Origin of the sequence: Pseudomonas sp. S5D5 (assembly GCF_003013355.1) — a bacterium.
Taxonomy (GTDB): domain Bacteria; phylum Pseudomonadota; class Gammaproteobacteria; order Pseudomonadales; family Pseudomonadaceae; genus Aquipseudomonas; species Aquipseudomonas aylmerensis.
The window spans coordinates 6,356,683-6,378,604 of the sequence record NZ_PTEO01000001.1; the positions used below are offsets into that span (position 1 = coordinate 6,356,683).

Sequence of the window (21,922 nt, forward strand, 5' to 3'; positions counted from 1 at the left end):
TGACTGACGTTTCCCCAGGAAAGCCGTCAGCCGATGAACCGAACCGTAAAGGTGGTTGCACCTTGGGCGCGAATGCTATTCAACAAAGCAAATAAGGTGCAACCAGTTTCTTGAGAATAAGTTGCACCTAGGTGTGTATTGCGGCAATCAGCGCGTTTTTGCTCCTTTTCGGAGCAAGAACAGCCGATCTCAGAAGCAAATGCACCAACACACAACGAATTCCGTCGAGGGCCAAATTTTTTCCCGATCACGATCGAAAAATTCATGAAGAAAATGGGTTGCACCCGGTTGCACCTCTGCAGGCGCAAAGCTAATCTTGCCGCCAGCTGATGCCACTCGGTAGTGGCACCCATGAGGATAAAAAAATGGCTACGACCACCCTTGGGGTCAAACTCGACGACCCGACCCGCGAACGCCTGAAGGCCGCCGCGACCTCGATTGATCGCACGCCGCACTGGCTGATCAAGCAGGCGATTTTCAATTACCTGGAGAAACTCGAGGGTGGTGCAACCCTGACCGAGCTGAATGGCTTGAGCAGCAAGGACGCAGATGACGCCGGCGAAGTCCAGGCCGACCACGCCCACCAATGCTTCCTGGAGTTTGCCGAGAGCATCCTGCCGCAATCCGTACTGCGCGCCTCGATCACCGCCGCTTACCGTCGCCCTGAGCCGGAAGTAGTGCCGATGCTGATCGAGCAGGCCCGCCTGCCGCAGCCCATGGCCGAAGCCACCAACAAGCTGGCCGCCTCGATTGCCGAAAAACTACGTAATCAGAAGAGTGCCGGCGGCCGTGCCGGTATTGTTCAGGGCCTGCTGCAGGAATTTTCCCTGTCGTCCCAGGAAGGTGTCGCACTGATGTGCCTGGCCGAAGCGCTGCTGCGCATCCCGGACAAGGGCACCCGCGACGCGCTGATCCGCGACAAGATCAGCACCGGCAACTGGCAGCCGCACCTGGGCAACAGCCCGTCGCTGTTCGTCAACGCCGCCACCTGGGGCCTGTTGCTGACCGGCAAACTGGTCGCCACGCATAACGAAGCAGGCTTGACCTCGTCCCTGAGCCGCATCATCGGCAAGAGCGGCGAGCCGATGATCCGCAAGGGCGTCGACATGGCCATGCGCCTGATGGGCGAGCAGTTCGTCACCGGCGAAACCATCGCCGAAGCCCTGGCCAACGCGAGCAAGTTCGAAGCCAAGGGCTTCCGCTATTCCTACGACATGCTGGGGGAAGCCGCCCTGACCGAACACGATGCCCAGAAATACCTGGCCTCGTACGAACAAGCCATCCACTCGATCGGCAAAGCCTCTCACGGTCGTGGGATTTATGAAGGCCCAGGCATCTCCATCAAGCTGTCGGCCTTGCACCCGCGTTACAGCCGTGCGCAATACGAGCGCGTGATGGACGAGCTGTACCCGCGCCTGCTGTCCCTGACCCTGCTGGCCAAGCAATACGACATCGGCCTGAACATCGACGCCGAAGAAGCCGACCGCCTGGAGCTGTCGCTGGATCTGCTCGAACGCCTGTGCTTCGAACCACAGCTGACCGGCTGGAACGGCATCGGCTTTGTGATCCAGGCCTACCAGAAGCGTTGCCCGTATGTGATCGACTACGTTATCGACCTGGCCCGCCGCAGCCGCCATCGCCTGATGATCCGCCTGGTGAAAGGCGCGTACTGGGACAGCGAAATCAAGCGCGCCCAGGTTGAAGGCCTGGAAGGCTATCCGGTCTACACCCGCAAGGTGTACACCGACGTTTCCTACATCGCCTGTGCACGCAAACTGCTGTCGGTGCCGGAAGTCATTTACCCGCAGTTCGCCACGCATAACGCGCACACCTTGTCGGCTATCTACCATATCGCTGGTCAGAACTATTACCCCGGCCAGTACGAGTTCCAGTGCCTGCACGGCATGGGTGAGCCACTGTACGAGCAAGTTGTAGGCAAGGTCTCCGACGGCAAGCTGAATCGTCCGTGCCGCGTGTACGCACCGGTCGGCACCCACGAAACGCTGCTGGCGTACCTGGTGCGTCGCTTGCTGGAAAACGGCGCCAACACCTCGTTCGTCAACCGCATTGCCGACCAGTCCATCTCGATCCAGGAGCTGGTGGCCGATCCAGTGGCCAGCATCGAGCAGATGGCGACGCTGGAAGGCGGCTTCGGCCTGCCGCACCCGCGCATCCCGCTGCCCCGCGACCTGTATGGCAGCGACCGCGCCAACTCGGCCGGCATCGACCTGGCCAACGAGCACCGTCTGGCGTCGCTGTCCTGCGCGTTGCTTGCCACCGCGCACAACCACTGGAAGGCCGCCCCGATGCTCGGTTGCGCCTCCAGCGACCAGCCTGCTGCACCGGTGCTGAACCCGTCCGACCTGCGTGATGTGGTCGGTCACGTCCAGGAAGCCACCGTCGAAGACGTCGACAACGCCATCCAGTGCGCCATCAATGCTGGCCCGATCTGGCAGGCCACCCCGCCCGCCGAGCGCGCCGCGATCCTGGAACGTGCCGCCGACCTGATGGAAGGCGAGATCCAGCCACTGATGGGCCTGCTGGCTCGCGAAGCCGGCAAGACCTTCGCCAACGCCATCGCCGAAGTGCGCGAAGCCGTGGACTTCCTGCGCTACTACGCGGTGCAGGCACGCAACGATTTCACTAACGACGCCCACCGCCCACTGGGTCCGGTGGTCTGCATCAGCCCGTGGAACTTCCCGCTGGCAATCTTCAGTGGCCAGGTCGCTGCCGCACTGGCTGCCGGCAACCCGGTACTGGCCAAGCCTGCCGAGCAAACGCCGCTGGTGGCGGCCCAAGCCGTGCGCATCTTGCTTGAAGCCGGTATTCCGGAAGGCGTGCTGCAACTGCTGCCGGGCCAGGGCGAAAGCGTCGGTGCGCGCCTGGTCGGCGATGAACGCGTCAAAGGTGTGATGTTCACTGGTTCCACCGAAGTCGCGCGCCTGCTGCAACGCAATGTCGCTGGCCGCCTGGATGCCCAGGGCCGCCCGATCCCGCTGATCGCCGAAACCGGCGGCCAGAACGCGATGATCGTCGATTCTTCGGCGCTGACCGAGCAAGTGGTCATCGACGTAGTGTCCTCGGCCTTCGACAGTGCCGGCCAGCGTTGCTCGGCCCTGCGCGTCCTGTGCCTGCAGGAAGATTCGGCAGACCGCGTGATCGAAATGCTCAAGGGCGCCATGGCTGAATGCCGCCTGGGCAACCCGGAGCGCCTGTCCGTGGACATCGGCCCGGTGATCGACGCCGAAGCCAAGGCCGGCATCGAGAAACACATCCAGGCTATGCGCGACAAAGGCCGCAACGTGTACCAGGTGGCCATTGCCGACGGCGAAGAGATCAAGCGTGGCACCTTCGTGATGCCGACCCTGATCGAGCTGGAAAGCTTCGACGAACTGCAACGCGAGATCTTCGGCCCGGTGCTGCACGTGGTGCGCTACAAGCGCAAAGAGATCGACCAGCTCATCGCGCAGATCAATGCGTCCGGCTATGGCCTGACCCTGGGCGTGCACACCCGTATCGACGAGACCATCGCCAAGGTGATCGACAACGTCAATGCCGGTAACGTCTACGTCAACCGCAACATTGTTGGTGCCGTGGTCGGCGTGCAGCCGTTCGGCGGCGAAGGCCTGTCGGGGACCGGCCCGAAAGCCGGTGGTCCGCTGTACCTGTACCGCCTGCTGTCGACCCGTCCTACCGATGCCATCGAACAATCCTTCGTGCGTGGCGACGCACTGGCTGCACCGGATGTCCGTTTGCGCGACGCCATGAGCCAACCGCTGACCGCCCTGAAAACCTGGGCGGACAGCAATCAGTTCAGCGACCTGAGCGCCCTGTGCAGCCAGTTCGCCGCGCAATCGCAAAGCGGTATCACCCGTCAACTGGCTGGCCCGACTGGCGAGCGCAACAGCTACGCCATCCTGCCCCGCGAGCACGTGCTGTGCCTGGCGGACGTAGAAGGCGACCTGCTGACTCAACTGGCGGCGGTGCTGGCTGTTGGCGGCTCTGCGGTATGGCCGGAAACCGACCTGACCAAGGCCTTGTTCCCACGCCTGCCGAAGGAGATTCAGGCGAAGATCAAGCGCGTGGCCGATTGGACCAAGGATGACGTGGTGTTCGACGCCGTCCTGCACCACGGTGATTCCGATCAACTGCGTGCGGTGTGCCAGCAAGTGGCCCAGCGTGGCGGGGCGATTGTCGGGGTGCATGGTTTGTCGCAAGGCGAGACCGCGATTGCACTGGAGCGCCTGGTGATTGAGCGGGCGTTGAGCGTTAACACCGCTGCAGCAGGCGGTAACGCCAGCCTGATGACCATCGGCTAAACCTTCTAAGCTGCAAGCTGCAAGCTGCAAGCCTCAAGCCTCAAGCCTCAAGCCTCAAGCCTCAAGCTGCTTGTAGCTTGTAGCTTGTAGCTTGTAGCTTGTAGCTTGTAGCTTGTAGCTTGTAGCTGAAGCTTGTGTCCTCCCATCACCCCCATCTATGTTCCTTCCCCCTTTTTATCAGCGCTTCTAGACTGCGGCATACTTTTCAAAGGTAAGCCGCCATGTCCGAGACGCTGCTCAGTTCCCGCAATCTGGCTTTCGAGCTGTATGAAGTCCTCGATGCCGAGGGCCTGACGCAGCGCGAGCGGTTTGCCGAGCACAATCGCGAAACCTTCGATGCAGCCATCAGCACGGCGCGCAGCATTGCCGAGAAGTACTTCGCACCGCACAACCGCAAAAACGACGAAAACGAACCGCGCTATGAAGACGGCAAGGCCATCCTGATTCCGGAAGTGAAGCCGGCGGTGGATGCCTTCCTCGAAGCCGGCTTCCTCAACGCGGCGCGCAGTTTCGAAGCGGGCGGCATGCAACTGCCTACCCTGCTGTCGCAGGCCTGTTTCGCGCATTTCCAGTCGGCCAACGCCGCGTCCACGTCGTATCCGTTCCTGACCATGGGCGCCGCCAACCTGATTGAAAGCTTCGGCACCGAGGAGCAGAAACGACGCTTCCTGCAGCCGATGATCGAGGGCCGCTTCTTCGGCACCATGGCCCTCACAGAGCCACATGCCGGTTCATCGCTGTCGGATATTCGTACACGCGCAGAGCCAGCGGCTGACGGTAGCTATCGACTCAAAGGCAATAAGATCTTCATCTCCGGCGGCGATCATCCGCTGTCGGAAAACATCGTGCATATGGTGCTGGCCAAGCTGCCGGATGCGCCGCCTGGGGTGAAGGGCATTTCGCTGTTTATCGTGCCCAAGTTCCTGGTCAACGACGACGGCAGCCTGGGGGAACGCAACGATGTGTTGCTGGCGGGGCTGTTCCACAAGATGGGCTGGCGCGGCACCACGTCCACGGCGCTGAATTTCGGCGATAACGGCCACTGTGTCGGCTACCTGGTGGGCAAGCCGCACCAGGGGTTGAGCTGCATGTTCCAGATGATGAACGAGGCACGCATCGGCGTGGGCATGGGCGCGGTCATGCTCGGTTATGCCGGCTACCTCTACTCCCTGGAGTACGCCCGTGAACGCCCGCAAGGTCGCCTGCCTGATAGCAAGGATCCCACCACTGCGCCGGTCTCGATCATTCAGCACGCGGACATAAAACGCATGCTGCTGACCCAGAAATCCTACGTGGAAGGCGCCTTCGATCTGGGCCTCTACGCCGCGCGGCTGTTCGACGACACCACCACCCTGGAAACCGAAGCCGAGCGCAAGCACGCCCACGAATTGCTGGACTTGCTGACCCCGATCGTCAAATCCTGGCCCTCGGAGTTCTGCCTCAAGGCCAACGAACTGGCGATCCAGATTCTCGGCGGCCACGGCTACACCCGTGAATACCCGGTAGAACAGTACTACCGCGATAACCGCCTGAACCCCATCCATGAAGGCACCCATGGCATCCAATCCCTGGATTTGCTCGGGCGCAAGCTCGCACAGAACGGCGGGGCGGGCTTGAAGCAACTCATCAGACTGATCGCCGAAACCGGTGCGCGTGCTCAGCAATACCCAAGCCTCACCCCACTCAGGGAACCGCTGGAGCACTTGGTCAACCGCCTGCAAAGCGTGACCATCGGCCTGCTGACGGATCTCGCCCACGGCAAGGTCAACAGCAGCCTGGCGAATTCGGCGCTGTACCTGAAGGTATTCGGGCATACGGTGATTGGCTGGCGCTGGCTGGAACAGGCGATTCGCGCCGAGGAAGGCTTGGCCAGGGGCAATGCGGCGGATGTGGCCTTCTACAAAGGCAAGCTCCAGGCCGCTCGGTACTTCCTGACCTGGGAAGTACCAAGCTGCCATCATGAACTGGCGATTCTCGAAGCACGTGATGACACGTGCCTCGGCATGCAGGATGAGTGGTTCTGACCCCTAAGGTTGTCCGATCACCTTGGAAATCACATCGACCGTGGCGCTGACTTGCTCTTGGTAACGGTCGAGTTCCTGCTGGTGAGCCTGCTGCATTTCGATCTGCTCGGCGCACAGGTTCAGCGCCGCCAGCACCAGTAGCTTGTCACCGATCAGGGTCGGGTACTTTTTCTTGGTGGTGGCCAGGGACGCCTTGAGCATGGTCACGGCGTGCATCAGGGTTTTGTCCTCCCCTGCCGGTGCCTTGATCGAGTAATCCTCTCCGAGAATCGAAACGACCTTTATCCCTTCATTCATGCGCTGACAGGCCCTGCGCTCACGCGCTCAACCAACGCCTGGATACGCGCGGCGGTGGCGCCATGCTTTTCTTCCTGTTCCATCAGGTTCAATTGCAGGCTGTCGTTCTCATCCTTGGCGCGAGCCAGTTCGGCCTTGAGGGATTCGTTGCTGCCCAGTAGATCCTGATTCTGCTGTACCAGGTCGCTGACCAGTTGTTCCAGTTGGCTGAGGGATGCTTCTAACATTTTGATTTCTCGGGCTTTTTCAAAGGGCGGTGACGATAAAGAAAATTCACCTCGGATGCCAGGGTTATCCCCGGCGCGCAGCCCGTTTTTTAAGGGCCGGGCCACGCTTTCGAGCCTTAGTGACTGCATTTCCCCCATCTGGTTCCTGAATCAGCGCAACCCCTCGTCAGGTGCGACAAAAACGCACAGCGCCCTTTAGACTTTAGTCGTACGTCCGATAGAGAGGGACACCCCGTCTCATGACCGCACGGATCGCGCTTCTCCCCAGGATTTCCGCATGTCGCTTCGTAATATGAATATTGCTCCGAGGGCCTTCCTCGGCTTCGCGCTGATTGGTGCCCTGATGTTGTTTCTCGGTGTGTTCGCCCTGAACCAGATGAGCAAAATCCGTGGCGCCACCGAAGACATCACGCTGTCCAGCGTGCCGAGCATTCGCGCACTGGATGAGTTCACCCAACTCACTTTGCGCCTGCGGGTCCTGTCCTATCGCTTGCTGACCAACCGCGAGCCGGAGGTGCAACAAAAAACCCTCGAGGCTTTCGAGCTGCGCAACCAGCAGATCCGCACGGCCCAGGCGGTCTACGAGAAGCTGATCGAGAGCAGCGAGGAGCGTTCGACCTACGACGAATACGTGCGCCTGCTCGGCCAGTACCATCAGATCGAAGAGCGCATGAAAAGCCTGTCGCGCGCCAATCAGGTGGACGAGTTGCGCAGCCTGCTCAACACCGAACTGCTGAGCAACTCCGAGCAGGTCAACGCGGTGCTTACGCGCCTGCTTGACCTCAATAACAAGATGGCCCTGGCCACCAACCAGCAAGCCGAAGACCAGTACGACCTGGCCTTTGACCTGGTGGTGGGCCTGTTGGTGATCGCCACCGCGCTGACCCTGCTGTTCGCCTGGCTGCTGACCCGCAGCATCACCTTGCCGATTTCCCAGGCATTGGGCGCCGCTGAAGAAATCGCCGAAGGCAACCTGACGCGGCCGATCAAGATTGACGGCAACGACGAAGCCGGGCGCCTTTTGGCGGCCATGGCCAAGATGCAGGACAAGCTGCGCGACACCCTGCAGCGTATCGCCGGCTCCGCCACCCAGCTGGCATCGGCGGCTGAAGAGCTGAACGCCGTCACCGACGAAAGCGCCCGCGGCCTGACCCAGCAAAACAACGAAATCGAACAGGCCGCCACGGCCGTCAACGAGATGACCAGCGCCGTCGAAGAAGTCGCGCGCAATGCGGTGAGCACCTCCGAAGCCTCGCGCAATGCCACAACTTCCGCCGGCGACGGGCGTGACTTGGTACAGGAAACCGTCAGCGCGATCGAGCGCATGAGCGGCGACGTGCAAGCCACCGCTACCTTGATCGGCGACCTGGCCAATGAGTCCCGGGATATCGGCAAGGTGCTGGACGTGATTCGCGGCCTGGCCGACCAGACCAACCTGCTGGCCCTCAACGCCGCCATTGAAGCCGCGCGTGCCGGGGAAGCCGGCCGTGGCTTTGCCGTGGTTGCCGATGAAGTGCGCGCCCTGGCCCACCGTACCCAGCAATCCACCAGCGAGATCGAGCGGATGATCGGCAGCATCCAGGCCGGCACCGAGCACGCGGTGGACTCGATGCGCAACAGCACCGAACGTGCGGAATCGACACTCAACATCGCCAAGGGCGCGGGGATGTCACTGGACACCATCAACACCGCCATCGTGGAAATCAACGAGCGCAACCTGGTGATCGCCAGCGCGGCGGAAGAGCAGGCACAAGTGGCGCGGGAAGTGGACCGTAACCTGGTGAACATCCGTGATTTGTCGGTGCAATCCGCCACCGGCGCCAGCCAGACAAGTGCGGCGAGCAGTGAGCTGTCGCGCCTGGCGGTGGATTTGAATGGGATGGTGGGGCGGTTCAGGCTCTGAACCAAAGCCCTCCTGGCAGCGCTGATCCCTTGTGGGAGCTGGCTTGCCTGCGATGCAGGCACCTCGGTGAATCAGGCTCACCGAGGCGATGCTATCGCAGGCAAGCCAGCTCCCACATTTGATCTTCATCGCGCCACAAAACCTTTTTGACAGCGCAGCAATTCAACAGGTTAGAATCGCTGGCACGCAGACTGCATGGTCAGTTTGCGCCCCGTCTTGTTTACTCATGGAGTACTGCCTTTGAATGCGACGACCATCAACAGCCTGTTCTTGATCGGCGCGTTGCTGGTGGGTGCAAGCATTCTGGTGAGTTCCCTTTCGTCCCGCCTGGGCATCCCGATCCTGGTGATCATCCTGGCCGTGGGCATGGTCGCCGGCGTCGATGGCGGCGGCATCATTTTCGATAACTACCCGACCGCCTACCTGGTGGGCAACCTCGCGCTGGCCGTGATCCTGCTGGACGGCGGCCTGCGTACACGGGTCGCAAGTTTTCGCGTGGCGTTGTGGCCGGCGCTGTCGCTGGCCACGGTCGGGGTGCTGATCACCACCGGCCTCACCGGCATGGCCGCGGCCTGGCTGTTTGACCTCAATATCATCCAGGGCCTGTTGATCGGCGCCATCGTCGGTTCCACGGACGCCGCGGCAGTGTTCTCGCTGCTGGGCGGCAAGGGCCTGAACGAGCGGGTCACCGCCAGCCTGGAAATCGAGTCCGGCAGCAACGACCCGATGGCGGTGTTCCTCACCGTCACCCTGATCGACATGCTTGCCAGCGGCCAGACCGGCCTGCACTGGAGCCTGCTGACGCACCTGGTGCGCGAGTTCGGCATCGGCGGCATCGTCGGCCTGGGCGGCGGCTGGCTGATGCTGCAGATGGTCAACCGCATCAACCTGGCCACGGGCTTGTACCCGATCCTGGTGATCGCCGGCGGCCTGGTGGTGTTCGCCCTGACCAACGCCCTGCACGGCAGCGGCTTCCTCGCCGTGTACCTGTGCGGCCTGGTAATCGGCAACCGCCCGGTGCGCAGCCGTCATGGCATTTTGCATATGCTCGACGGCATGGCCTGGCTCGCGCAGATCGGCATGTTTTTGGTGCTGGGCCTGCTGGTCACGCCCCACGACTTGCTGCCGATCGCGCTGCCGGCATTGGGCCTGGCGCTGTGGATGATCCTGTTCGCGCGGCCGCTGTCGGTGATGGTCGGCCTGCTGCCGTTCAAGGCGTTCCATGGCCGCGAAAAAGCCTTCATCGCCTGGGTCGGCCTGCGTGGCGCGGTACCGATCATCCTGGCGGTGTTCCCGCTGATGGCCGGCCTGCCGCATGCGCAGCTGTACTTCAACCTCGCCTTCTTTATCGTGCTGGTGTCATTGCTGGTGCAGGGCACCAGCCTGCCGTGGGTGGCCAAGCTGCTGAAAGTGACGGTACCGCCGGACCCTGCGCCCATCTCGCGCGCGGCCCTGGAAGTGCACGTCACCAGCGAGTGGGAGCTGTTCGTCTACCGCCTGGGTGCGGAAAAATGGTGCATCGGCGCAGCCCTGCGCGAGCTGAAAATGCCCGAAGGCACGCGGATCGCCGCGCTGTTCCGTGGCCAGCAACTGCTCCATCCGTCGGGTAGTACGGTGCTGGAAGTCGACGACCTGCTCTGTGTGATCGGCCACGAACACAACCTGCCAGCCCTGGGCAAACTGTTCAGCCAGGCACCGCAACGCGGCCTGGACCTGCGCTTCTTCGGCGACTTCGTGCTCGAAGGCGACGCCCAGCTGGGCGCGGTTTCCGCCCTGTACGGCCTCAAGCTCGAAGGCATCGACCCGGACATGCCCCTCAGCCGCTTCATCACCCAGAAAGTCGGCGGCGCGCCGGTGGTGGGCGACCAGGTGGAATGGAACAACACCATCTGGACTGTCGCGGTCATGGACGGGAACAAGATCGGCAAAGTCGGCGTCAGATTCCCCGAAGGAAGTCGCCCGGGTCCCGGACTCTTCCTCTAAACTGCGGGGCGACAACGCCCCGATTCTTCACCTTGCTCGACCGGTCTCTATGCCAATCCTGCGCACTTTTCTCGCCACTGCCCTGCTGGGCCTGACCCTTTGTGTCGGCAGCGTACACGCCGCCGATCCGCCCAGCGCCGACGCCATCCAGCAATCCCTGGACAAGCTGCCCGACCGCAAGCTGCCCGACGCCGACATGAAAGCGTTGCAGTCGATCCTGCAGCAGACCCTGAATTACCTGGGCAACAAGCAGGATTACGAGCAGCGCCTCATCGACCTCAAGCGCCAGCTGGAGGACGCCCCGCGCCAGACCACCGACAACCAGCGTGAGCTGACCCGGCTCAAGGCCACCAAGGTCATCCCGGTCGCCCAGCGCTACGCCAGCCTGCCGGTGCCACAGCTGGAACAACTGCTCGTGCAGCGCACCACCCAGCAAGGTGACCTGCAAAAAGAACTGGCCGACGCCAACAGCCTGACCATTGCCGCCCAGACCCGCCCCGAGCGCGCCCAGACCGAAATCAGCAACAGCCAGACGCGCATCCAGCAGATCAATGCGATCCTCAAGGCCGGCAAGGACAATGGCAAAACCATCAGCGGCGACCAGCGCAACCAACTGAACGCCGAACTCGCCGCCCTGAATGCGCTGATCCCTTTGCGTCGCCAGGAACTGGCCGGCAACAGCCAACTGCAAGACCTGGGCAATAGCCAGCACGACCTGGTGGTGGAGAAAACCGCGCGCCTGGAGCAGGAAATCCAGGACCTGCAAACCCTGATCAACCAGAAACGCCTGGCCCAGTCCCAGCAGACGGTAACCCAGCAGTCCATCGAGGCGCAGAAGGCCGGCGGCAGCAGCCTGCTGGCCACCGAGAGCGCGGCCAACCTGAAACTGTCCGACTACCTGCTCAAAAGCACCGACCGCCTCAACGACCTGACCCAGAAAAACCTGCAGACCAAGCAGCAACTGGACACCGTGACCCAGAGCGATTCGGCGCTGGACGAGCAGATCAACGTGCTCAAGGGCAGCCTGCTGCTCTCCAAGATTCTCTACAAACAGAAGCAGGCATTGCCGCGCCTGACGGTGGACCGCGACCTGGCCGATGACATCGCCAACATTCGCCTGTACCAGTTCGAGGTCAACCAGCAGCGCGAGCTGATCAGCTCCCCGAGCACCTACGTCGACAACCTGCTGGCCAACCAGCCACCGGAAGACGTCACGCCACAATTGCGTCGCACCCTGCTGGAGCTGGCGATCACCCGCAGCGACCTGCTGGAGCGCCTGAGCCGTGAGCTGAGCGCGCTGCTGAACGAATCCATCACCCTGCAACTGAACCAGAAACAATTGCTCAGCACCGCCACCACCCTGCGCGCGACGCTGGATGAGCAAATGTTCTGGATCCCCAGCAATAAGCCGCTGGACACCGAGTGGCTGGAAACCGTGCCGGCGCACCTGAGCAAGCAAGTCACCACCCTGCCCTGGGCTTCCAGCGTCAGCGAGTTGTACGACGGCCTGACCCAGCGCCCGCTGCTGTTCCTGCCGCTGCTGCTGTTGATCGGTGCGCTGTTGTGGCGCCGCAAGGCCCTGTACCAGCGCCTGAACAAGGTCCACCTGGACATCGGTCACTTCAAGCGCGACAGCCAGTGGCACACGCCGCAGGCCATCCTGATCAATATCCTGCTGGCGATGCCGGTAGCCCTGGGCCTGGCGCTGTGCGGGTATGCGCTGCAGATTGACGCCCGTGGGCAAAACGCCAACCTCGGCGCGGCCTTGCTGCAGATCGCCCAGGCGTGGCTGGTGTTCTACACCGCCTACCGCATCCTCGCGCCGGGTGGCGTGGCCGAGCTGCACTTCCGTTGGGAGAAACCCCAGGTCGAATTCCTCCAGGGCTGGGTGCGCAAGCTCGGGCTGGTGGTGCTGGCCCTGGTGGCGGTGGTGGCAATTGCCGAGCATCAACCGGCGGCATTGGCCGACGACGTGCTGGGCATCGGCGTGGTGCTGCTGTGCTACGCACTGATGGCCTGGCTGCTGGGGCGCCTGTTGCTGAACAGCCCGACGCATGAAAAAGCCTCGCTGTTTCGCAAAGCCGTGGGCCTGCTATTCACCGCCCTGCCCATCGCGCTGTTTATCGCGGTGCTGTTCGGCTACTACTACACCGCGCTCAAACTCAGCGACCGGCTGATCAACACCCTGTACCTGTTGATGTTCTGGTTGGTGATCGAAGCCACGTTCGTACGCGGCCTGGGTGTCGCCGCGCGGCGCCTGGCTTACGCACGCGCCCTGGCCAAACGCCAGGCCGCCAAGGAAGCCGGCGACGGCGAGGCGGTGATCGAAGAGCCGACGCTGGACATCGAGCAGGTCAACGAACAATCCATGCGCCTGATCCGCCTGGCCTTGCTCGGCGGCTTTATCGCAGCGCTGTATTGGGTGTGGAAAGACCTGATCACCGTGTTCTCCTACCTCGACAACGTCACGCTCTACGAATACACCAGCGGCACCGGCGCTAATATCAGCATGGTGCCGATCAGCATTGGCGACCTGCTGGGGGCGTCGATCATTGTCGGCATCACCTTCGCCCTGGCGCGCAACCTGCCCGGCTTGCTGGAAGTGCTGGTGCTGTCCAAGCTGGACCTGGCCCAGGGCAGCGCGTACGCGACCACCACCTTGCTGTCCTATGTGATTGCCGGCGTCGGCTTTGTCTCGACCCTGTCGACCCTCGGCGTGAGCTGGGACAAGTTGCAATGGCTGGTCGCGGCGCTGTCGGTGGGATTGGGCTTCGGGATGCAGGAAATCTTCGCCAACTTCATCTCCGGCATCATGATCCTGTTCGAACGCCCGGTGCGGATCGGCGACACCATCACCATCGGCAACCTGTCGGGCACGGTGAGCAAGATCCGCATCCGCGCCACCACCATCACCGATTTCGACCGCAAGGACATCATTGTCCCGAACAAGACCTTCATCACCGGGCAACTGATCAACTGGTCACTGACCGACACCATCACCCGCGTCACCCTCAAGCTTGGCGTGGACTACGGCTCCGACCTGGACCGCGTGAAGGAACTGCTGCTCAAGGCCGCCCGCGAGAACCCGCGAGTGCTCAAGGAGCCGGAGCCACACGTGTACTTCCTCAACTTCGGCGAAAGCACCCTCGACCACGAACTGCGCATGCACGTGCGCGACCTGGGCGACCGCAACCCGGTGATCGACGAAGTGAACCGCTTTATCAACCGCGAGTTCAAGAAAGAGCACATCAACATTTCGTTCCGCCAGATGGAGGTCTACCTGAAGAACCTCCACGGCCAGGAATACAAACTCGTCGAAGTCGACACCCCGGCCAAACCCGCCAACGACGGCGGCGTGCAAGAACCGCCGCCGGGTAAACTCGACTAAACGCCCTATCCCCAGCAGAATGCTCGGACATTCTGCTGGAGATGGCCGGTGAAAGCCCTCGACGAACTGACCTTCGACAACCGCTTCGCACGCCTGGGCGACGCGTTCTCAACCCACGTCCTGCCTGAACCCCTCGATGCGCCACGCCTTGTGGTGGCGAGCGATGCCGCCATGGCCTTGCTCGACCTCGACCCGGCCGTGGCTGAAACGCCGGTGTTCGCCGAGCTGTTTGGCGGCCACAAGCTGTGGGCCGAGGCGGAACCGCGAGCGATGGTCTATTCCGGGCATCAGTTCGGTGGCTACACGCCACAATTGGGCGATGGCCGGGGGCTGCTGCTGGGCGAGGTGTACAACCAGGCCGGCGAGCACTGGGACCTGCACCTCAAGGGCGCCGGCATGACGCCATACTCGCGCATGGGCGATGGGCGCGCGGTGCTGCGTTCGTCGATTCGGGAGTTCCTGGCCTCAGAAGCGCTGCACGCGCTGGGCATTCCCAGCAGCCGGGCCCTCTGCGTGATCGGCTCCGATACCCCGGTGTGGCGTGAGAAACAGGAGCGCGGCGCAATGGTGCTGCGCCTGGCCCACAGCCATATCCGCTTCGGCCATTTCGAATATTTCTACTACACCAAAAAGCCCGAACAGCAGGCGCAATTGGCCGAGCACGTGCTCAACCTGCACTACCCCGAGTGCCGCGAGCAGCCCGAGCCGTACCTGGCGATGTTCCGCGAGATCGTCGAGCGCAATGCCGAAATGATCGCCAAATGGCAGGCCTACGGTTTCTGCCACGGCGTGATGAACACCGACAACATGTCGATCCTCGGCATCACCTTCGACTTCGGGCCGTTTGCGTTTCTTGACGACTTTGACGCGCACTTCATCTGTAACCACTCGGACCATGAAGGGCGCTATTCCTTCAGCAACCAGGTGCCGATCGGCCAATGGAACCTCAGCGCCCTGGCGCAGGCGTTGACGCCGTTCATCAGCGTCGATGCCTTGAAGGAAGCGCTGGGCCTGTACCTGCCGCTGTATCAGGCCCACTACCTGGACCTGATGCGCCGCCGTTTGGGGCTGACCACCGCCGAGGACGATGATCAGGCGCTGGTCGAGCGCTTATTGAAGCTGATGCAGAACAGCGGTGTGGATTACACCCTGTTCTTCCGTCGCCTGGGCGATGAACCAGCGGCACTGGCCGTGACCCGCTTGCGTGATGATTTTGTCGACCTGGCCGGTTTCGACGCCTGGGCCGAACGCTACACAGCCCGCGTTGCAAGGGACGGGGCATACACTGAAGAACAGCGACGCGCGCGCATGCATGCGGTCAACCCGCTGTACATCCTGCGCAACTACCTCGCACAAAACGCCATCACCGCCGCCGAGTCCGGCGACTACAGCGAAGTGCGGCGGCTGCACGAGGTGCTTTCCAAGCCGTTCGAGGAGCAAGCGGGTATGGAGCAATACGCGCAGCGCCCGCCGGATTGGGGCAAGCATTTGGAGATCAGTTGTTCGTCGTAGGCACTACTGTTGTAGTGAGCGGGCGTGTCCCGCTCACTACAACCTTGATAACTATCTGCCCCGGCTCCACATAGAACCTATTGGTCATTCCAGGAGCCCACCATGTCCGAACCTCTCGTAATCCCGTGCCCCCATTGCAACGGCCTCAACCGCATCCCCGGCGAACGCCTGGGCAATGCGCCAAAATGCGGGCGCTGCAAGCAGCCGGTTTTGCTGAACACGCCGTTCGAGCTGAAACAGGGCGACTACGCCAGCCAGATCAAAGGCGATTTGCCGTTGCTGGTGGATGTCTGGGCTGAATGGTGTGGGCCGTGCAAGTCGTTCGCGCCGGTGTTTGAGCAAGCGGCTGGGCAGCTGGCGGGCAAGTGCCGATTGGCCAAGCTGGACAGCGAGGCCAATCAGCAGTTGTCGGCGCAGTTGGGGATTCGCTCGATCCCGAGTTTGATTCTGTTCAAGAACGGCCGCGAGGTGGCGCGCCAGAGCGGGGCGTTTCCGTTGCCGCAGTTGATGGCGTGGTTACGCAGCCAGGGCGTATAACTCCCCCCTGAGAACAACACCTATCAAATGTGGGAGCTGGCTTGCCTGCGATGCAGGCGATTCGGTCTGCCTGATACACCGAGGCGATGCCATCGCAGGCAAGCCAGCTCCCACACTGATTGCATTTCACATTAAGGTCAGCGTTGCCTGTCAGATCAGGCGTTTTCCAGCAGGTTATGCAGCTCCACAAATTGCTGCGTCAGCTTGTGCCGTGGGTCCAGGTGGATCAGCGGCTTGCTCTCCTGGTGCGACTCGCGCATGCGCACCGAGCTGGCCAGGTACACCGGCAGCACCGGCAGGCCTTCGGCGATCAACTCGTCGAGCATCTGCTGCGGCAAGCTCGCCCGCGCCTGGAACTGATTGACCACGATGCCTTCCACTTCCAGGCCTTCGTTGTGGTCTTCCTTCAATTCTTCGATTTCCGCCAGCAGACCATACAGGGCCTGGCGCGAGAAGCTGTCGCAATCGAAGGGGATCAGCACGCGATCGGCGGCAATCAGCGCCGAAACCGCATAGAAATTCAGGGCCGGCGGGGTATCCAGGTAGATCCGGTCGTAATCTTCGCTCAATTCGTCCAGCAGCTTTCGCAGCTTGTTGATCTTGTGCTTGGCCTCGAGCTTGGGCTGCAGGTCCGCCAGTTCAGCAGTCGCGGTGATGACGTGCAGGTTGTCGAATGGCGTTTCGTAGATATCGACCTGGTTTTTCTTGGAAAACGGCCCGGATGACAGGGTTTGCTTGAAAAAATCCGCGATCCCCATGGGGATATCGTCGCCCGTCAGCCCGGTGAGGTACTGGGTTGAGTTGGCTTGTGCATCGAGGTCCACCAACAGGGTTCGATAGCCTTCACTGGCGCTGACCGCCGCCAGGTTGCAGGCGATGCTGGACTTGCCAACGCCGCCTTTCTGATTGAACACCACACGCCGCATGGAAAAACCTCCGTGTATCAATGAATGTCCGAGTGTAGAGGGCAAAAGCGCCTGTTAGCTACCTCGTTCATCCATGCACTGCTGCATTAAAGTCGGCATGTAGTACGTCACACACGAAGAATCAGGAATGGTCCGACAACCAAGCCGACCTTCGGCAACCGACAATATGTAAATCTCCTCCACTAATTTGTAATCAGCCGTGCACAAATCTTTACCAAAGTTTGCTAGAACCCCACGGCAACGGGATAATGCGCGCCATTCGGCTACTGCTCCCTGTCCCGGTATTCGGGGCCAACGGCCGCACATGGAAGCCCGCAGGGGCGGGATATCTTCTCAGTGATCACTTTCAACATCGCCCAATGGCGCGCCTGGGCCCCTGGCCTGGAGAGCGCGGACGACTGGCACGCCTGGTGCCGGAATCCGGTGTTGCTGCCCGAAAGCGAAGCCTGCCCCGACGTGTCATTCCTGCCGGCCATGCAGCGCCGGCGCCTGAGCCGCCTGGCGCGCATGGCCTTTAGCGTGGGCTGGCCACTGGCCGAAGGCCTGCAGGACTTGCCCCTGGTGTTTATTTCCCGGCACGGCGAGACCCCGCGCACTCTCGATATCCTCACTGACCTGGCCAACGACCAGCCACTGTCGCCGACCCAGTTCAGCCTGTCGGTGCATAACGCGGTGATTGGCCTGTGGTCGATCCTGCGTAATGAAACCAGCGAAATGACCGCCCTGGCAGCCGCCGGTGATGGCCTGGAGCACGGCATGCTCGAAGCCGCCGCGCTGCTCAACGAGGGCGCCTCGGCGGTCTTGCTGGTGATCACCGAAGAACAGCCGCCCGAGGCCTACGCCAGTTGGATCCACGACGTGCCTTTTCCCTACGCCCTCGGCCTGCTGCTGACGCCCGGCGACGAGTGGCAGTTGGAACTCAGCCCCGGCACTGTCCAACCCACTCAAACCCAGTGGCCTCACGCCCTGAACCTGCTGCGCACCCTGCTCACCGACCAGGTCGCCTGCCAACATGCCTGGAAGAACCGCGTATGGAACTGGCAACGCAAGCCTTGACCGACAAACCCCGGGACGCCTACTACTGGCGCCTGATCGCCACCGCAGCCAGCTTCGTGCTGTTCGGTTTCGGCGGGCTGTGCCTGCGTTTGCTGGTGTTCCCCCTGCTCAGCTGCCTGCCGGGCGACGCCACCCAACACCGGCGCCGCGCCCGTCACACCATCAGCTGGCTGTTCTGGTTCTTTATCCGCCTGATGCAACGCGCCGGGGTGCTGACCTTCAGTGTCGAAGGCGCGGAAAAGCTCGGCCGCCCGGGCCAGATGATCATCGCCAATCACCCGTCGCTGATCGATGTGGTGTTCCTGATCGGCCTGGTGCGCCAGGCCAACTGTGTGGTCAAGCAAAGCCTGTGGCAAAACCCGTTCACCCGTGGACCGGTGCGCGACGCGGGTTATATCAGCAACGACGGCAGCGCCGAGATGCTCGATGCCGCCGCCGGCGCGCTGCAGGCCGGGCAAACCCTGATCATCTTTCCGGAAGGCACCCGCACCACACCCGGCGCGGCGCCTGCCTTTCATCGCGGGGGCGCCGCCATTGCGCTGCGCGGTGCGACAATCATCACCCCCGTGGTGATCAAGGTCAGCCCCACCACCCTGACCAAGGCCGAACCCTGGTATCGCATCCCAAAATGCCGCGTGCACTTCAGTTTGCGGGTGGGTGCCGATATAGAACCACAGGCCTTCGCGGCATTGGGGCCTGCGCCCCAGGCTTCACGCAAGCTCAACGATTACCTGCACCACTATTTTATTAAGGAGCTCGCCGAAGATGAGCGACCAACACCGCCTTGAGCACGACATAAAGACGCTGATCATCGAGGCCCTGGGCCTGGAAGACATCAGCGCCGACGACATCGGCAGCGAACAAACCCTGTTCGGCGAAGGCCTGGGCCTGGATTCGGTCGACGCCCTGGAATTGGGCCTGGCGATCCAGAAAAAGTACGGTATCAAAATCGATGCCGACGCCAAGGACACCCGCAATCACTTCACCAACGTGGCGAGCCTCGCGGCGTTCGTCACGGCCAGACAGGCAGCTTGAGACCGGACCATGCAAACTCGTGACGATATTTTCAACACCCTGCGCGATGCCTTGGTGGAACTGTTTGAACTGCCGCCTGAGCGCGTCACTCTCGACGCCAACCTGTACCAGGACCTGGAGATCGACAGCATCGACGCCGTCGACCTGATCGACCATATCAAGCGCCAGACCGGCAAGAAGATCGCTGCCGAAGAGTTCAAGGCCGTGCGCACCGTCAACGACGTGGTAGAGGCGGTGTACCGTCTGGTCACGCCGGCCGCATGAGCCGGCTGATCGGCCTTGGCCTGTTGCTGGCGGGGCTGCTGTACCCCTTTGCGGTGTATTACGGCACCGAGCACTTCGCGCCGTGGCAATTCGGCCTGCTGCTCGGCAGTTTGTGGCTGTTGCGCGCGTTGACCGGTGCGCGGCGCCCCGGCAGCCGCTGGATGGCGGTGGCCGTGATCGTGTTTTGCCTGTTGCTGGCCTGGTTCGACAACCCGCACCTGCTGCGCTGGTACCCGAGCCTGGTCAGCGCGTTCATGCTCGCGCTGTTCGGCCTGAGCCTGAAATATGGCCCGCCGATGGTCGAGCGCCTGGCGCGCATGACCGATCCGCAGTTGCCCCCCCACGCGATTGTGTATACGCGCCAGGTCACCGTGGTGTGGAGTGTGTTTTTTCTGTGTAATGGCCTGCTCGCCGCCGCGCTCACCCTGTGGGCGCCGCTGAGTTGGTGGACGTTGTACAACGGCCTGATCGCCTACGGGCTGATGGGGCTGTTGTTTGCCGTGGAATGGCTGGTACGACAAAGGGTTCGAGGCCGCGTATGAAAGGGTTGAAACTTGAGCACCTGTTGCTCGAGCCGCTGCAACAGCGTTTGGTCACCACCGAACCTGCGATGAATCACGCTGAACTGTGGGAACACGCCCTGAGCCTGGCCGCAGGCCTGCAGGCGCGTGGCATCCAGCGCCTGGCCGTGCACCTGGAAGACGCCGGCGTACTGGCGATTGCCCTGCTGGGCGCCTGGCGTGCCGGGGTCAGCGTGCTGCTGCCCGCCGACCTGCAACCCCAGACCCGCCAACGCTGGGACGAGGCCGTCGACGCCTGGCTGGTGGACGCTGCCGACCTCGACGCGCTGTATCAGTCGCCCTTGAGCCCTGCAGTCCTCGACCTGGACGCCTGCCAACTGAGCCTGTGCACCTCGGGCTCCAGCGGCGAGCCCAAGCGCATCGACAAGACCCTGCGTCAGTTGGCCAATGAAGTCCAGGCACTGGAAGCCTTGTGGGGCGCGGACGTGAAAGACGCGTGCATCATCGGCAGCGTGGCCACCCAACATATCTACGGCTTGCTGTTCCGTGTGCTATGGCCGCTGTGCGCCGGTCGCACTTTTGTGCGCAAGCAACTGGCATTCCCCGAAGACCTGCAGCGCGCCAGCCGCGAGCACCCGCACTTTGCCTGGGTCGCCAGCCCGGCGCTGCTCAAGCGCATGGGCGACAACCTCGACTGGCCGGCACTGAGCCAGGTGGCGAGGGTGTTCTCGTCCGGCGGCGCCTTGCCCCTCGAGGCGGCCACCCGTCTCTACGAGCGCCTGCAGCAATGGCCGACGGAAATCCTCGGCAGCTCCGAGACCGGCGGCATCGCCTGGCGCCAGGGCGCGCAACCCTGGCAGCCATTCGCCGACGTGCAACTGAGCCAGGACGCCGACGGCGCGCTGCGTATCGCCTCGCCTTACCTGCCCGCCGGGCATATTGAACAGACTGCCGACGCTGCCCGAATCCATCCAGATGGCCGGTTCGAGCTGCTGGGTCGCCTGGACCGCATCGTCAAGCTGGAAGAAAAACGCATCTCGCTGCCGATGCTCGAACAGGCGCTGATGGCCCACGCCTGGGTCGCCGAAACCCGCCTGGGCGTGGTACAGGAAAATCGCGCGTCCCTCGGCGCGTTGGTGGTGTTGAGCGCCGAAGGCCTGCACGCCCTGCGCAACCAGGGCCGGCGCACCGTCACCCAAACCCTGCGCCAGCATCTCAGCCAGCATTGCGAAGCCCTGGCCCTGCCGCGGCGCTGGCGCCTGCTGCGCCAATTGCCGCTGAACAGCCAGGGCAAGCTCCCGCAGGCCGACGTCGAAGCACTGCTGCTGGCGCCACGGCCAAAAGCCCCGGAAGTGCTGGAGCAGGTCGAAGCACATGGCGAATGGACCCTGCAACTGAGTGTGCCGCCGGACCTGGCTTACTTCAGCGGCCACTTCCCGGTCACCCCGGTGCTGCCCGGTGTGGTGCAGGTGGAATGGGCCTTCAACCTCGGCCAGCAACTGCTGGACCTGCCGACGACCTTTGCCGGCATGGAAGTGCTCAAGTTCCAGCAACTGATACGCCCGGGCGACCGTATCGAACTGCACCTGCGCTTTGATGCAGAGCGCGCCAAGCTGTACTTCGCCTACCGCAATGGCGTCGCGGCCTGTTCCAGTGGCCGGATAGTGCTGGAGGCGCAAAATGCATAATCTCTTGTGGCAAGCAGGTTCGTCGTGGCAAGCAGGCTGTTTGTGGCAAGCAGGCTTGTTGTGGCGAGCGGGCTTGCCCCGCGTTGGGCTGCGAAGCAGCCCCAATAAGGTCGACGCGGTCTTCCAGGCATACCGAGTTGGCTGGTTTTGGGGCCGCTTCGCAGCCCAACGCGGGGCAAGCCCGCTCACCACAGGAAGCCCGCTCACCACAGGGAGTTTGCTAACCACAACAAGCCCGCTCA

15 protein-coding genes and 2 pseudogenes are annotated in these 21,922 nt (G+C 62.5%); 14 read left to right on the forward strand and 3 right to left on the reverse strand.

From position 1 onward, the window contains the following. The first annotated feature begins 365 nt into the window (after nucleotides 1-365). Entirely contained in the window at nucleotides 366-4,319 is a 3,954-nt protein-coding gene (gene putA / locus C9990_RS29070; RefSeq protein ID WP_106805354.1) for a trifunctional transcriptional regulator/proline dehydrogenase/L-glutamate gamma-semialdehyde dehydrogenase, read from the forward strand. A 221-nt stretch (nucleotides 4,320-4,540) separates the two neighbouring features. After that, nucleotides 4,541-6,343 carry an acyl-CoA dehydrogenase gene (locus C9990_RS29075; protein WP_106805355.1) on the forward strand — a complete coding sequence of 601 codons (1,803 nt, stop codon included), beginning with the start codon at nucleotides 4,541-4,543 and terminating at the stop codon, nucleotides 6,341-6,343. A gap of 3 nt (nucleotides 6,344-6,346) precedes the next feature. Here the strand turns inward: C9990_RS29075 and C9990_RS29080 are convergent, their stop codons facing one another. Both C9990_RS29080 and C9990_RS29085 read right to left on the reverse strand, forming a co-directional pair. Continuing rightward, entirely contained in the window at nucleotides 6,347-6,640 is a 294-nt protein-coding gene (locus C9990_RS29080; RefSeq protein WP_065899998.1) for a cell division protein ZapA, read from the reverse strand. Beyond that, the gene (locus C9990_RS29085) at nucleotides 6,637-6,867 is read right to left on the reverse strand and encodes a hypothetical protein (protein WP_012721849.1); all 231 of its coding nucleotides are present in this window, start codon (nucleotides 6,865-6,867) and stop codon (nucleotides 6,637-6,639) included. The genes C9990_RS29080 and C9990_RS29085 overlap by 4 nt, the downstream gene beginning before the upstream one ends. A 343-nt stretch (nucleotides 6,868-7,210) precedes the next feature. Between C9990_RS29085 and C9990_RS33205 the strand changes: the two are divergent. The 6 genes and pseudogenes from C9990_RS33205 to trxC all read left to right on the forward strand — a co-directional run. Beyond that, nucleotides 7,211-7,867 (forward strand): annotated as a pseudogene (locus C9990_RS33205) (MCP four helix bundle domain-containing protein); the annotation flags it as partial. Between the two features lie 303 nt (nucleotides 7,868-8,170). Continuing rightward, a pseudogene (locus C9990_RS33210) lies at nucleotides 8,171-8,770 on the forward strand (methyl-accepting chemotaxis protein); the annotation flags it as partial. Nucleotides 8,771-9,010: 240 nt separating this feature from the next. Then, nucleotides 9,011-10,753, forward strand: a complete 1,743-nt coding sequence (locus tag C9990_RS29095; RefSeq protein WP_065899995.1) for a potassium/proton antiporter — start codon at nucleotides 9,011-9,013, stop codon at nucleotides 10,751-10,753. A gap of 49 nt (nucleotides 10,754-10,802) precedes the next feature. Next, the gene (gene mscK / locus C9990_RS29100) at nucleotides 10,803-14,141 is read left to right on the forward strand and encodes a mechanosensitive channel MscK (RefSeq protein ID WP_106805357.1); all 3,339 of its coding nucleotides are present in this window, start codon (nucleotides 10,803-10,805) and stop codon (nucleotides 14,139-14,141) included. A 48-nt stretch (nucleotides 14,142-14,189) separates the two neighbouring features. Then, nucleotides 14,190-15,653, forward strand: coding sequence for a protein adenylyltransferase SelO (selO, locus tag C9990_RS29105; RefSeq protein ID WP_106805358.1), 1,464 nt, complete (start codon nucleotides 14,190-14,192; stop codon nucleotides 15,651-15,653). A gap of 102 nt (nucleotides 15,654-15,755) precedes the next feature. Further along, nucleotides 15,756-16,190, forward strand: coding sequence for a thioredoxin TrxC (gene trxC, locus C9990_RS29110; protein ID WP_106805359.1), 435 nt, complete (start codon nucleotides 15,756-15,758; stop codon nucleotides 16,188-16,190). Between the two features lie 155 nt (nucleotides 16,191-16,345). Here the strand turns inward: trxC and C9990_RS29115 are convergent, their stop codons facing one another. Then, nucleotides 16,346-17,116 carry a ParA family protein gene (locus C9990_RS29115; RefSeq protein ID WP_065899988.1) on the reverse strand — a complete coding sequence of 257 codons (771 nt, stop codon included), beginning with the start codon at nucleotides 17,114-17,116 and terminating at the stop codon, nucleotides 16,346-16,348. A gap of 336 nt (nucleotides 17,117-17,452) precedes the next feature. Between C9990_RS29115 and C9990_RS29120 the strand changes: the two genes are divergently transcribed. From C9990_RS29120 to C9990_RS29145, 6 genes are read left to right on the forward strand one after another with little or no spacing between them, the layout of a single operon-like run. After that, complete coding sequence (locus C9990_RS29120) at nucleotides 17,453-18,172, forward strand: beta-ketoacyl synthase chain length factor (RefSeq protein WP_065899986.1); 720 nt, start codon at nucleotides 17,453-17,455, stop codon at nucleotides 18,170-18,172. After that, the gene (locus tag C9990_RS29125; protein ID WP_065899984.1) at nucleotides 18,148-18,960 is read left to right on the forward strand and encodes a 1-acyl-sn-glycerol-3-phosphate acyltransferase; all 813 of its coding nucleotides are present in this window, start codon (nucleotides 18,148-18,150) and stop codon (nucleotides 18,958-18,960) included. The genes C9990_RS29120 and C9990_RS29125 overlap by 25 nt, the downstream gene beginning before the upstream one ends. Beyond that, complete coding sequence (locus tag C9990_RS29130; RefSeq protein ID WP_065899982.1) at nucleotides 18,938-19,207, forward strand: phosphopantetheine-binding protein; 270 nt, start codon at nucleotides 18,938-18,940, stop codon at nucleotides 19,205-19,207. Before C9990_RS29125 ends, C9990_RS29130 begins: the two co-directional genes overlap by 23 nt. Before the next feature lie 9 nt (nucleotides 19,208-19,216). Further along, nucleotides 19,217-19,471, forward strand: a complete 255-nt coding sequence (locus tag C9990_RS29135) for an acyl carrier protein (RefSeq protein ID WP_016979215.1) — start codon at nucleotides 19,217-19,219, stop codon at nucleotides 19,469-19,471. Continuing rightward, nucleotides 19,468-20,013, forward strand: a complete 546-nt coding sequence (locus C9990_RS29140; protein ID WP_065899980.1) for a hypothetical protein — start codon at nucleotides 19,468-19,470, stop codon at nucleotides 20,011-20,013. Before C9990_RS29135 ends, C9990_RS29140 begins: the two co-directional genes overlap by 4 nt. Continuing rightward, on the forward strand, nucleotides 20,010-21,680 hold the full coding sequence (locus tag C9990_RS29145; RefSeq protein WP_106805360.1) for an acyl-CoA synthetase family protein: 1,671 nt from the start codon (nucleotides 20,010-20,012) through the stop codon (nucleotides 21,678-21,680). The genes C9990_RS29140 and C9990_RS29145 overlap by 4 nt, the downstream gene beginning before the upstream one ends. Nucleotides 21,681-21,922 lie beyond the last annotated feature (242 nt).